Source organism: Loigolactobacillus binensis (genome assembly GCF_005405165.1).
Taxonomy (GTDB): Bacteria; Bacillota; Bacilli; order Lactobacillales; family Lactobacillaceae; genus Loigolactobacillus; species Loigolactobacillus binensis.
Window position 1 is genome coordinate 1 of record NZ_BJDN01000028.1, and the last position, 14,268, is coordinate 14,268.

Sequence of the window (14,268 nt, forward strand, 5' to 3'; positions counted from 1 at the left end):
TAAACTGATCCATGGGGAAGACCTCCGTTGATTATGTTTGGCGATTTAATCATACGGGGAAGGTCTTCCCTTTTCAATTACTATTTACACAAGATATTGTACACTCCCTACAATTCATAACATCCCGAGCAGACGGTTTGTTAGAACATTACTTTTTGTCTCTATTTTAGTGGATATAATATCGATTGACAAAGTTTTTACTGGAATAGTGAATTTACAGAAGTAAAATTCTATGTAGTGGGTTATGAATTGTGTTGATATGACAACAATTTGTAACCTTTTTTATTTTGAAAAAAAAGTGAAAAAAGGCGTCAAAAGCTTGTCAGAAATTTAAGTATACGGCAATATAGAACTCGAAGGAGCAATGTTGAATGAAAAAGCAGTTCCGACTGAATAATCAGGTATATGAAGTGGCCGCTATCACGCAGGATACAAGCCGGCAGAAACTAGGAAAAATCGTTGTCTATCATGTTCCAGGCGCGATGAATTATTTTTCATGCCCGTTAAAGGAACTAGTTCTAGAGTTAGATGAGACCGGTTCTAAGGCAGCGGTATTGGCTAAACGGGTAGCACTTTATAGAAAACGATTTGTTGGTCGTACTGATGCTTACGCACAACGCTACTTTAACAAGAAACAACAAAAAGACGTTTATGCGCCTGTAGTAGAATTTGCAAATAATCGGCCCTTGCTCGATCATTGGATCGCACTGACCGATGAGGCGTTGGTTAAGCATCTAGAAGGCAAAATCTTTTTAGGGTTCTATCCGATGTATCCTGACAATACGACGAAGTACCTTGTGATTGATATTGATAAACAGAATTGGATGGATATCGTACAATCTATGCAAAAAGTTTGTCATAAATATCACATTCCGATTTTGACGGAACGCTCACAATCAGGAAATGGCGGGCATTTGTGGCTATTTTTTACGCAGCCGATTGCAGCAGTCAAAGCGCGGCATTTAGGTGATGCAATCCTGAAAGCAACAATGGCGATCAACCCTAATCTTTCATTCACAGCCTTTGATCGTTTATTTCCTAGTCAGGATCTGATTGGTGAGGGTAAGCTAGGAAATTTGATTGCCGGGCCACTACAGGGAGCGCGACGAAAGAGTAACAACAGCGTTTTTATTGATGCTGCATTCAAGCCATTAAGTGATCAGTGGGCGGCATTGGAAAGTGTAAAGACTTTAGATGAATTGACGGTAGATCAGTACTTGGATAGCTTTGCTTCGCAGGTAACTTTTCGTTTATTTGATGATGATCGTACCGCGGAACTAAATTTGCTGAATGAAACAATAGTAACTGATCAGTTAGTATCAGTGATTCGTAAAGATGCGTTATACATTAGTGAAGCGGAAATGACGGCACACCAAATTGCACAGTTAAAATGGCTGGCATCATTTAAAAATCCTAAATTTTACGAAAAACAGCAAAAGCGGCTATCACTGTATAATACGCCGCGGATTATTAGTCTTTTTGAAGAATATCGTGAACAACAAACTCTAATTTTACCACGTGGTTTAGAGTCACAATTAACAAGTGCAATGCCAAAAATGAAACTGATCGATCAAACCAATCGCGGACAACTGATTCACGCTTCTTTTAAAGGTCAGCTATACCCAGATCAAAAATCTGCATATCGAGCAATTTTGGCTAAAGAATCGGGTGTATTATCAGCTCGAACTGGGTTTGGAAAAACGGTAATTGCTGCAAAGGTCATTGCCCAACGCGGTGTTAGTACTTTAATTCTCGTCAATAATAAGGAATTAGCTAGTCAGTGGGTAACCCGTTTAACGCAATTTTTAACAATTACAGATAAGCCACTAATCGTTAACCGAACGCCAACAGGAAGGCTGCGTAAGCAAGCTGTTATTGGCCAATTTTTTGGCAATAAACATAATCGGAGCGGAATCATCGATGTTGCCACAATTCAATCCTTCAAGGATAACGAAAAAAGCGGTAAAATATTAAACGATTATGGGATGGTGATTTTTGACGAGGTCCATCATGAGCCTGCATTTACTTATGATCAAATCATTCGGCGAATCAGTGCAAAGTATCTTTTAGGTTTATCAGCAACGCCCATTCGTAGAGATGGACAAGAACCGATTATTGCAATGCGTTTTGGCGAGGTGTTGTATGAGACACCAGTAATTGATGAGAAGTATGCCTTAACTGTAAAACGGGTCGTAATTCCACGTTTCACAAGTTTAGGTATGAGTACCTTAGAGATGGCAGCAAATACAATTAATCAGAACTACGAGGCAATTGCCAATGATCATGAGCGTGATCAGAGTCTATATCGGGATGTACAAGCTAATCTAGCGGAGAAGCGGCATATTCTTATTTTGACGCATCGAGTACAACACGTTGAGCAGCTTGCAGAAATGCTAAGGGAAACTGTAACGGACGTTTTTGTATTATATGGTGCGCAAGGGGCGAAAGATAATACAGCTACAATTGAGCTCATCAATCGAACGAAAACTGCGTACGTTATCGTGGCAACCGCTAAGTATGCGGGGGAAGGATTGGATATTGGTTCAATTGACACAGTCATGTTGGCTATGCCTAATTCGTGGCATGGTAGTATTGAGCAATATTTAGGGCGAATGCAGCGTAAGCTAGGTGTTAAAAATGAGCTACGAGTTTATGACTTTGTTGATGTGTTTATTCCTATGCTTGCCAGAATGTATCGTAAAAGGTTGCAGGCATACAAAAAGCTATCGTATATGATCCAGGAAGATGAACGTAGTCGCCAAACAGGGTTAAAGTTTTTTGAGGGTAACTATCAGAAAAGTATCGTAAAAGACATACTCGCAACACGGCAGGTTATTATTTGTTGTAATCGACTTTCTTCTTTTCTGGTTAAGGATGTCCTTTTGAAATTACCGAAGGCAGCGTTAGTTACGGTTATTTCCAATAAGCTGGATCCAGCGCAACAAGAACAATTAAGGGCGTTTGATAATGTCACACAGATTTTGTACGATCATAATTTGCCTAACTGCATCGTTATGAACGAGCAAGTATTGTGGATCAGTTCGGATATTGGATTTCGACAAAATCGTGGGGTTGCGCTAAGGGCTGAAAATAAAACGCTGGTGCGGCAATTTGTTCATTTAATTAACCGGGTGGGTAATTGAATTAGTGATTTAAAATTATGTTTTGATAGAGTGTTCTTTCAAACTATATTTTTGGCTAAAGGTATAATAGGTTCTAAATTTAAAGCTAGAAGTATTCTGTGACGTTAAATAACATGATAAGATTAGATCGGCGTTTACATGAATAATTAAAATGAAAAACTTAGTCAGTAATAGCAAACTGATATTGGAGGATAACTAAGATGAGCGATAAAATAATTGGCAGTATTTATTTGACGGATGAATACGAACGATTTCATAATATGAATGGCAATCGAGATGCCAAGGAAATTAACAAAGGTCTAGAAAAGTCGATTAAGGACAACAACATATTAGTACCAATAGATGTATTAGAAGATGGTTCAGTGGCGGATGGCCAACATCGCCTGGCAATCGCCAAGCGACAACATAAACAGGTACCCTATCGAGTGATAGAAGGAGTAGACATTCAAAATGTTATTGAAATGAATTCAACAACACATGCTTGGCGACTACGGGATTATGTCGCAAAGTATGTTAATGATCAAACATCGGAATATGAGAAGCTAGCACAGCTTTCACAACGTTACCCATATCTATCTTTATCGGCTTTATCTGGAGCCGCTCAAGGATATACTGGGCCTAGCGGAACAATAAATGTTAGAAACGGCAGTTTTAAATTCTTAAACTACGCTGTGTTTAGTGATTTTCTTGAACAATATAATCAGTTTTTGAATGAATTTACTTTGACGCACACTTCTTACCTATTCTTTGCATTTTTAATCATCTTTGCAAGTGAGGGATTTAGCATTGCGCGTTTACACCATGGATTAAATGTTACTCAAATTAATGAAATTAAGAGCATGCGAACAAGAGGATTAGTTCTTGAACACCTTTTAAAAAGATATAATCTTGGTTTACATGAAGGCTCTAAAAATGCAATTGAGTACGAACTGAATGGGCGAGAGAATCCTATAATCTTGACTAAGCTAAATAATAAGTTAATTAAGAATGTAAAGTGGTAGGTAGAGAGCTATGAACAGAAAAATTGGAAATATCTATATAACCTCGAATTACGGTAAGTTTAAGCGAATGGAGGGGAATAGGAGCTTAACAAATTTCAGAATCTTGACAAAATCAATTCAAAAGAATGGCGTTTTAAAACCTATCATTGTTAACAAAAATTTTGAGATTCTTGACGGTCAGCATAGGTACGAAGCTGCTAAAATGAGTGAAAAACCGGTACCATATATGTTTTCGATACAGAATGCCGAAAATGAAATTATTGAATTGAATTCGACGGCTAAAAATTGGACTTTGAATGACTATACACATTCATATATCCAGCTAGAACAAAATGATGATTATAAAATTATTGCTGGTTATATTAAAAATCATCATGTTGCCACAACGGATTTAATTATCTGTTCTCAAGGATATCTAAAACGAAAGGCTAATTACGTAGCTGACTTTAAAAAGGGAAAGTTCCATGTGTGGAACGAACCGGCTTTTAGTGAAATTCTAAATGTGTTTGAAAGGTTTTTAGAGATAACCAGAGTTCAATCACATATTTATGTTTTTCAAGCGTATTTTAATTTGGCTTCGCTAAAAGGATTCAACAATGATTGGCTCATTGAAAGTGCTAATGGCCAACAACTTGCTTGGCATCTTTTGGGTTTAAAGAAATTTGATGATATTTTAAAAGAGTTTCTTAACGCATATAATTTTGAATTAAAGAAAAAAGATAAAATTAAGTATAAAATAACTAAGAAGCATGAAGTAGAGATTATTGACCAAATGGATCCAGCATTAGTCAATATCGAAAGTATTTAGGTTTTGCCACTGGTTTTTAAACAAGTTAGCAGCTGCTGTGCCATTCTTTCAAAATTATAGGTAACTAGATTGATTATCAAAGTGTCTATCTAATTATTTTGGATCGATTCTAATTCTCAGTCAACAATAAAAAATTTAATCAATTGCTTAAGGTGCACTAGCTATTTAGAGAAGCAGTGTTAATAAGCTTTTATTGATGCATACAGGTGTTGCAGTTGATTTCAATTATGAACTATAGGTTCCTTTAATTTGAGTACAAGGAGGAAAAAATTTGAAAAAAACAGATATTGGCAGTCAACTTAATTAAAAAAGGGCTGACCTAAATAAAGGTGGGTAAAATCCAGAATTTGATCCTCCCTCAAGCAGTCACACTAAAGCCGTACTGTTTTGCAAATTGGATCGCGGCTTCAACAGTCATTGTACGTGCTGGTCGGTTTTGCTCTTTAATCACATGCAGGCACATGTTCACGCAACATGTGATAAATTGCGGTTAATAATTGCCGGGCAATGGTAATTATTGCTCGTCTATGGCCGCGCCGTTTCTTGAGCGCTAAATCGTGATTGCGAATTTCAGGGTGCTTTTTACCCGCACATTCATTATTAGTTGGCGTTAAGCCGGCCCGAAAACAAAGATATTTGGCCGAATAAAACTTAGTTATATCAACACCAATTTCTGAAATGACACTAATTGATGATATCATGGAACTGCCAAAACCCGGTGTGCTTTGGATCAATTCAATTTCTTTAGCATAAGGCCTAGCCAGTTCTAGAATAATTGTTTTTAATGCTTGTTTATTCACAACCAGCTGTTCATAGTGTTGCTTGATGAGCTTCATTTTCTCTGCCAGCTCAGGCGTAATGACACCAGCGATCGCTAATTCTAATTCTGGTAATTCTTTCTTCAGGCTACTATGAATCAGATTTGGTAGATCCACATCGGGTTCTAACGGATTTTCTAGGATACACTTAATAATCTCGGACGTACTTTTTTCGAAAGTGTCGGAAACCATACTAGCTAATTGAATGTTAGAAACCGTTAATGAATTTTGAAATCGATTCTTTTCGCTTGAAGTAAAGTTAGTTAGTTTAAACCGCTAACGTAGCAAATCACGTAATTTTCGGATGGCGACTGGTGGCATAAGGCTACCAGCAACTAGATCATGTTAAAAAAACACGAATGATTTCAGTTGAGCCATTTATTTTTTGAAACTTATGTCACAGCCTCTATCTTTTTTCTTTAAGAATGATAACTTAATCGTTGGAGGTTAGAAAGAACTAAATTCTTTTGCTTGTAGCGTTTATGATGAACAATCTGATTGAAATTAAAAATTGTTTGGTAATCATCTCCTGCAACCGCCATCATTATGCTAAACTGAAGTAAATTAAAGAGATGGAGTTGATACTATGGGCTATCGTATCGGGTTAGATGTGGGGATCGCTTCAACTGGTTATGCTGTTTTAAAAACTGATAAAAACGGATTACCATATAAAATTTTAACACTAAATTCAGTGATTTATCCACGAGCCGAAGATCCACAAACGGGAGCGTCATTGGCAGAACCGCGGCGGGTCAAACGGGGACTACGGCGGCGTACGCGGCGAACTAAATTTCGCAAACAACGCACGCAGCAGTTATTTATACATAGTGGGTTGTTGTCTAAAGCCGAGATTGAACAAATTTTAGTGACGCCACAGACTGAGCATTCAGTCTATGAACTTCGGGTAGCAGGTCTTGATCGTCGCCTAACCAATAGTGAGTTGTTCCACGTTCTGTACTTTTTTGTTGGCCATCGGGGATTTAAGTCTAATCGTAAATCTGAATTGAATCCAGATAATGAAGCTGATAAAAAGCAAATGGGCCGGCTTCTTAATTCAATTGAGGAAATTAGAAAAGATATTGCTGAAAAAGGTTATCGAACAGTTGGTGAGCTGTATCTAAAAGATCCTAAGTATAGCGATCATAAACGTAATAAAGGCTATAATGATGGCTATTTAAGCACACCAAATCGACAAATGCTAATTGATGAGATTAAGCAAATTTTAGATAAACAACGCGAATTAGGTAATGAAAAGCTGACCGACGAATTTTATGCGGCGTATTTATTGGGCAATGAAGATCATGCGGGTATTTTTCAAGCGCAGCGTGATTTTGATGAAGGCCCTGGAGCTGGTCCTTATGCAGGCGATCAGATCAAAAAAATGGTGGGTAAAGATATTTTTGAACCGACTGAGAATCGTGCGGCTAAGGCGACTTATACTTTTCAATATTTTAATTTGCTGCAGAAAATGACTAGTCTAAATTATCAGAATACGACTGGCGATACTTGGCGTGCACTAAATGGTCTTGATCGGCAGGCAATTATTGATGCAGTATTTGCAAAAGCTGAAAAACCGACAAAAACGTATAAACCAACCGATTTTGGGGAACTACGCAAACTGCTAAAATTACCTGATGATGCGCGTTTTAATTTGGTTAATTATGGTAGTTTGCAAACACAAAAGGAAATTGAAACCGTTGAAAAGAAGACCAGGTTTGTTGATTTCAAGGCTTATCACGATTTAGTGAAAGTATTGCCAGAAGAAATGTGGCAAAATCGCCAATTATTAGATCATATTGGGACAGCATTAACGTTATATTCAAGCGATAAACGGCGTCGGCGCTATTTTGCTGAGGAGTTAAATTTACCAACCGAGTTGATTGAAGCACTTTTACCGCTTAATTTTGCTAAGTTTGGTCATTTATCGATCAAATCGATGCAAAATATTATTCCCTATCTTGAAATGGGTCAAGTTTACAGTGAAGCGACAACTAATGCCGGTTATGATTTTCGTAAAAAGAAAATTTCAAAGGATACGATTCGTGAAGAAATCACCAATCCAGTCGTTCGACGGGCAGTATCCAAAACAATCAAAGTGGTTGAACAAATTACTCGGCGTTATGGCAAACCGGATGGCATCAATATTGAGTTGGCTCGTGAATTAGGTCGTAGTTTCGATGAACGACGGAAAACACAAAAACGGCAAGATCAGAATCGGCAAACTAACGATAAAATTGCTGCTGAGTTAACAGAATTAAGTATTCCAGTTAATGGGCAAAATATCATCCGGTATAAATTACACAAAGAACAGAACGGTGTTGATCCCTATACTGGGGCTCAGATTCCCTTTGAACGCGCATTTAGTGAGAGTTACGAAGTTGATCATATTATTCCGTACAGTATTAGTTGGGATGATAGCTATACCAATAAAGTGTTGACTAGTGCCAAATGTAATCGCGAAAAGGGTAATCGAATTCCGATGACTTATTTAGCCCATGACGAGGCGCGAGTAAACGCATTAACTAATGTAGCTGACAATATTATCCGCAATTCACGTAAGCGACAGAAACTGTTGAAGCAGAAACTGAGTGATGAGGAACAAAAGGATTGGAAGCAGCGTAATATTAATGACACGCGTTTTATTACCCGTGTACTGTATAATTATTTTCGGCAAGCGGTTGAATTTAATCCAGAGTTAGAGAAAAAGCAACATGTATTGCCGCTAAATGGTGAAGTCACTTCGAAAATTCGTAGTCGTTGGGGCTTTCTTAAGGTGCGTGAAGATGGTGATTTGCATCATGCGGTTGATGCAACCGTTATTGCGGCAATCACACCTCGTTTTATCCAGCAAGTTACTAAATATAGTCAACATCAAGAAGTTAAAAATAATCGCGCTTTGTGGCATGATGCTGAGATCAAGGATGCCGAATATGCGGCCGAAGCACAGCGGATGGATGCAGATTTATTTAATAAGATTTTCAACGGTTTTCCATTACCGTGGCCGGAATTTCGTGATGAATTATTAGCACGGATCTCTGATAATCCTGCAGAAATGATGAAAAGCAAGAGCTGGAATACTTACACACCAGTTGAAATTGCTAAGTTAAAGCCAGTCTTTGTTGTGCGTTTAGCTAACCATAAAATTTCGGGGCCAGCGCATTTAGATACGATTCGTAGTGCTAAATTATTTGATGAAAAAGGTATTGTGCTGAGTCGAGTTAGCATTGCTAAATTGAAGATAAATAAAAAAGGCCAGATTGCTACCGGGGACGGTGTTTACGATCCTGAAAATAGTAACAACGGTGATCGAGTCGTTTATTCGGCAATCAGAAAAGAACTGGCGGAACATGAAAATTCTGGAGAGCTAGCCTTTCCAGATGGTTATTTAGAATATATGGATCATGGCACTAAAAAATTAGTCCGTAAAGTTCGAGTGGCCAAGAAGATTTCGCTACCGGTCCGATTGAAGAATAAGGCCGCGGCGGATAATGGATCGATGGTGCGGATTGATGTTTTTAATACTGGTAAGAAATTTGTGTTTGTGCCAATTTATATTAAGGATACGGTTGAGCGGATATTGCCGGATAGAGCAGTAGTTGCGCTTAAACCACATTCAGATTGGCATCAAATTACTGGAGACGATCAGTTCTGTTTCTCTTTGTATCCAGGTGATATGGTGCATATAGAGTCTAAAACGGGAATTAAACCGAGATATGCTGATAAAGAAAATAATGCTATGGTTGAAAAAATTAAAAATTTTTACGGTTATTTTGATAGAGCAGACATATCTACGGCTAGTATAACCGTCCGGGCACATGATAGTTCCTACACTGCTAGGAGTATCGGTATTGCCGGGTTATTAACATTTGAAAAATACCAAGTCGATTATTTTGGTCGTTACCATAAAGTTCACGAAAAGAAACGCCAATTGTTCGTTAAGCGAGATGAGTGATTATGGCATTTCGAAATTTGTACATTCAGAATCCAGCGCGTCTAAGTATTTCCAAAAGTCAGTTGGTGATTCAACAAGAAGAGCGTTATACGGTTCCTGTAGAGGATATTTCCAGTATTATGATCGAGCACAAACAATGCACGATTACAGCGCCGACCCTATCTTTTTTAGCAGAACATCAAGTGGCCGTATTCACTTGTGATCAGAAACATTTGCCGTGTGCAGTGGTTTTACCATTAGGTCAGTACTATCATAAATTAGAAGCGCTGGAGGCACAATTACATGTCCGGACTAAAACCAAAGCACGTTTGTGGCAAAAATTGATGAAACAAAAAATTGAAAATCAGGCTAAGGTTTTAGAGTTAAATCATTGTAGGAATGTGGCCGAACTTAATTTTTTGGCCACTCAAGTGACTGAAGGGGATAAAACTTTCAAAGAATCACGTGCGGCACGACTTTATTTTATGGGACTTTTTGGTGATCAATTTAATCGGCGTAATGAAGATAATACTTTGAATGGTGCATTGAATTATGGTTACGCAATTGTCCGTGGCATTATTGCCCGCGACATTTGTGCCTATGGTTTTGAACCAGCGCTGGGCGTTTTTCATAAGAATGAGTTAAATCCATTTAATTTGGCGGATGATTTAATTGAACCATTTCGGGCCTATGTAGATTTATGGGTTTATGAACATCAAACTGATTTAAAGGGTGGCTTAACACCGGCTAATAAACAATCGTTGTTTCAACTATTATTTACCGAAGTTCGAATTGATGGGGAATTTCACTCATTGAGCAATGCAGTTCATAAATTAGTATCGTCATACACAACTTGTTGTCGCAAAAATTCTGCCGCAGGGTTAAAGTTGCCGGAACTTATCCCACTGGTGGCGCATGAGTATGAGTAGTAAGTATATGCGTTTATTAGTGATGTTCGACTTACCAGTCGTAAAAGCAAAAGATCGTCGTGCAGCAGCAAAATTCCGGCAATACTTATTAGGCGAAGGCTACGTGATGATGCAATATTCTGTCTATTATCGTATCGTTAATGGCTATGATATGGCCAAAAAGTATGAGCTACGGCTCGATGATAATTTGCCCGAAAAAGGGTCAGTAAGATTGTTAGTTGTAACTGAGAAACAATTCGACGAAATGCGTCTGTTAGTAGGTGATCCATTGCCTAATGAAGAAAAACTAGACAGTGGGCAGATGACCACTTTTTAGACAGGCAAAAGAGCCCGGTATCTGCGTGATATCAGGCTCTTTTGGTACACTGGATCTATTTTAGCTGAAAACTGAAGGAATCAATAGCCCGAGGGCATTGTATATGCGAATGGGTTTTTGATCTATTTTAGCTGAAAACTGAAGGAATCAATAGCTCATGGTGTTGGTTTGATAACTAGCATATGGATCTATTTTAGCTGAAAACTGAAGGAATCAATAGCTGGGTGGTAAAGGCATGATCGAAGTAGCCGGATCTATTTTAGCTGAAAACTGAAGGAATCAATAGCCCAGCGGGCACAATCAATTAATTTAGATAGGATCTATTTTAGCTGAAAACTGAAGGAATCAATAGCCCTTAGTGCCGGCTATTTTACTGCTCGTACGATCTATTTTAGCTGAAAACTGAAGGAATCAATAGCATTGTATTAGAAGTATCTATTAAGCGATTTGATCTATTTTAGCTGAAAACTGAAGGAATCAATAGCTGCTACTAATAAGTCATGTTGCACATTAGCGATCTATTTTAGCTGAAAACTGAAGGAATCAATAGCATTAGCTTATTGCTGAAATCCTTGCTGTCGGATCTATTTTAGCTGAAAACTGAAGGAATCAATAGCGTGGAACTTGCGGCAATTAAGCGCAGAATGGATCTATTTTAGCTGAAAACTGAAGGAATCAATAGCACACAAAATGGGCTAAGTATCGTCAGCAAGGATCTATTTTAGCTGAAAACTGAAGGAATCAATAGCCAGCCTCTTTTCCTTTAAGCACCATGTTCTGATCTATTTTAGCTGAAAACTGAAGGAATCAATAGCTGATGATTCCTCTGGTGTTTTAGAAAATGAGATCTATTTTAGCTGAAAACTGAAGGAATCAATAGCGCCTTGTTCGATTTCCGTACGTTGTGCTTGGATCTATTTTAGCTGAAAACTGAAGGAATCAATAGCCTATCAGCGGTTGATGATCAATCCACTTGTGATCTATTTTAGCTGAAAACTGAAGGAATCAATAGCGCAGTAAAACCACTGATTAATTTAGTTAAGATCTATTTTAGCTGAAAACTGAAGGAATCAATAGCACATTATCAATAACTAAGCCCTTAGGCGTGGATCTATTTTAGCTGAAAACTGAAGGAATCAATAGCATCGAATTATCTGAGCAGTTAGCGTGGCTGGATCTATTTTAGCTGAAAACTGAAGGAATCAATAGCTCTGAGTAATTGCTGGATCGTCATAGTGATGATCTATTTTAGCTGAAAACTGAAGGAATCAATAGCGACAATACGTCGCCATCTTTTGGTACCGCGGATCTATTTTAGCTGAAAACTGAAGGAATCAATAGCCAGTTCTTGCTGCTTCCTTTTTAACTCGTCGATCTATTTTAGCTGAAAACTGAAGGAATCAATAGCTGAAACTAATTGCTGCCTTACCAGCTGCGGGATCTATTTTAGCTGAAAACTGAAGGAATCAATAGCCCTGTCACATCACTTGCGGTGACTTTAGCGGATCTATTTTAGCTGAAAACTGAAGGAATCAATAGCAGTGGCATAGTATTGGATGGATGCTACTCCGATCTATTTTAGCTGAAAACTGAAGGAATCAATAGCAACACAGATGTAAGGGCCAAGATTACTTTAGATCTATTTTAGCTGAAAACTGAAGGAATCAATAGCTAGAATCTGTGTTCTTTATCTCTTTAACAGATCTATTTTAGCTGAAAACTGAAGGAATCAATAGCACCAATCGGTTTACCTTCGGTACCAGCAGCGATCTATTTTAGCTGAAAACTGAAGGAATCAATAGCGGGTCATGCCCCCGATGTTATTCTGGTTGAGATCTATTTTAGCTGAAAACTGAAGGAATCAATAGCTATCAACCAAGACGGTATTGTCAATCAGACGATCTATTTTAGCTGAAAACTGAAGGAATCAATAGCCCAGCTAATTCGGATAAGCCACCACCACTTGATCTATTTTAGCTGAAAACTGAAGGAATCAATAGCGTCGATGTATCGGCTAGAAAAAAATGGATAGATCTATTTTAGCTGAAAACTGAAGGAATCAATAGCATAACCGCTGGCACCGTGACCATAGCTCCAGATCTATTTTAGCTGAAAACTGAAGGAATCAATAGCTTTGGTTGTACATATCGCTAAAAGCACCAGGATCTATTTTAGCTGAAAACTGAAGGAATCAATAGCGTCGAGTACATATAATTGCATATTTCGTCCGATCTATTTTAGCTGAAAACTGAAGGAATCAATAGCGAAAATCAAACGGCGATGAATGCCTTAATCGATCTATTTTAGCTGAAAACTGAAGGAATCAATAGCGGTGGTGTCATCCGATTGCGCTCGTTTTGGATCTATTTTAGCTGAAAACTGAAGGAATCAATAGCCTCATCAATTAATTCTTGTTCGCTTTCTTGGATCTATTTTAGCTGAAAACTGAAGGAATCAATAGCGACGATTGCTTGCTTAGCTTGGATCGACAAGATCTATTTTAGCTGAAAACTGAAGGAATCAATAGCGGTCAACCTCTAGCACAACAGGATGCCCCAGATCTATTTTAGCTGAAAACTGAAGGAATCAATAGCGCCCTGTAATTCGGCAATCAACTCATCATTGATCTATTTTAGCTGAAAACTGAAGGAATCAATAGCTAACTCAACATCATCCTTTGGACTACGTGAGATCTATTTTAGCTGAAAACTGAAGGAATCAATAGCGAGCAATTTGCGGATGTTCCAGAAAATCGGGATCTATTTTAGCTGAAAACTGAAGGAATCAATAGCTACGCTATCTTCTTTGCCATTAAAAGAGTAGATCTATTTTAGCTGAAAACTGAAGGAATCAATAGCCATTCCGGGGGACTATGTTAACTATGAGTAGATCTATTTTAGCTGAAAACTGAAGGAATCAATAGCACCATGAATAATCAACTGTTTATGGATCAGGATCTATTTTAGCTGAAAACTGAAGGAATCAATAGCATTAAAGTTTCTCCGGTTTGTACTACATAAGATCTATTTTAGCTGAAAACTGAAGGAATCAATAGCACAAATTATGTGAGTCCGCAGAAGGTCGCTGATCTATTTTAGCTGAAAACTGAAGGAATCAATAGCGGTGTTGCATTGCACCAAACCCAATACCGAGATCTATTTTAGCTGAAAACTGAAGGAATCAATAGCTATGCTTGATAGCATCTTCAATCAACGTTTGATCTATTTTAGCTGAAAACTGAAGGAATCAATAGCTCCGAGATCACAGGTGACTTTAAATCTGTGGATCTATTTTAGCTGAAAACTGAAGGAATCAATTAGCA

At 38.0% G+C, this 14,268-nt stretch carries 7 protein-coding genes and 1 CRISPR repeat array; of the genes, 6 read left to right on the forward strand and 1 reads right to left on the reverse strand.

Annotated elements, in window-relative coordinates; translation table 11 throughout:
• Positions 1 to 371: 371 nt before the first annotated feature.
• The 3 genes from FFM78_RS11345 (at position 372) to FFM78_RS11355 (ending at position 4,952) form a co-directional block, all read left to right on the forward strand.
• A complete protein-coding gene (locus FFM78_RS11345) occupies positions 372 to 3,143 on the forward strand; it encodes a DEAD/DEAH box helicase (RefSeq protein ID WP_137638536.1) in 2,772 nt (923 codons plus the stop codon).
• A 200-nt stretch (positions 3,144 to 3,343) separates the two neighbouring features.
• On the forward strand, positions 3,344 to 4,144 hold the full coding sequence (locus FFM78_RS11350; RefSeq protein WP_137638537.1) for a ParB N-terminal domain-containing protein: 801 nt from the start codon (positions 3,344 to 3,346) through the stop codon (positions 4,142 to 4,144).
• Positions 4,145 to 4,154: 10 nt separating this feature from the next.
• A complete protein-coding gene (locus tag FFM78_RS11355) occupies positions 4,155 to 4,952 on the forward strand; it encodes a ParB N-terminal domain-containing protein (RefSeq protein WP_137638538.1) in 798 nt (265 codons plus the stop codon).
• 443 nt (positions 4,953 to 5,395) lie between these two features.
• Here the strand turns inward: FFM78_RS11355 and FFM78_RS14010 are convergent, their stop codons facing one another.
• The gene (locus tag FFM78_RS14010) at positions 5,396 to 5,887 is read right to left on the reverse strand and encodes a transposase (RefSeq protein WP_223877064.1); all 492 of its coding nucleotides are present in this window, start codon (positions 5,885 to 5,887) and stop codon (positions 5,396 to 5,398) included.
• 469 nt (positions 5,888 to 6,356) lie between these two features.
• On the opposite strand from FFM78_RS14010, the gene cas9 reads away from it, so the two are divergent.
• From cas9 to cas2, 3 genes are read left to right on the forward strand one after another with little or no spacing between them, the layout of a single operon-like run.
• Positions 6,357 to 9,722: a type II CRISPR RNA-guided endonuclease Cas9 gene (gene cas9 / locus FFM78_RS11365; protein ID WP_137638539.1), complete on the forward strand. Its 3,366-nt coding sequence runs from the start codon at positions 6,357 to 6,359 to the stop codon at positions 9,720 to 9,722.
• Positions 9,723 to 9,724: 2 nt separating this feature from the next.
• Positions 9,725 to 10,630, forward strand: coding sequence for a type II CRISPR-associated endonuclease Cas1 (gene cas1 / locus FFM78_RS11370; protein ID WP_137638540.1), 906 nt, complete (start codon positions 9,725 to 9,727; stop codon positions 10,628 to 10,630).
• Positions 10,623 to 10,946, forward strand: a complete 324-nt coding sequence (gene cas2 / locus FFM78_RS11375) for a CRISPR-associated endonuclease Cas2 (protein WP_137638541.1) — start codon at positions 10,623 to 10,625, stop codon at positions 10,944 to 10,946. Before cas1 ends, cas2 begins: the two co-directional genes overlap by 8 nt.
• A gap of 52 nt (positions 10,947 to 10,998) precedes the next feature.
• Positions 10,999 to 14,266: a CRISPR direct-repeat array (repeat unit 36 nt; unit sequence GATCTATTTTAGCTGAAAACTGAAGGAATCAATAGC).
• The last annotated feature ends 2 nt before the right edge of the window (positions 14,267 to 14,268 follow it).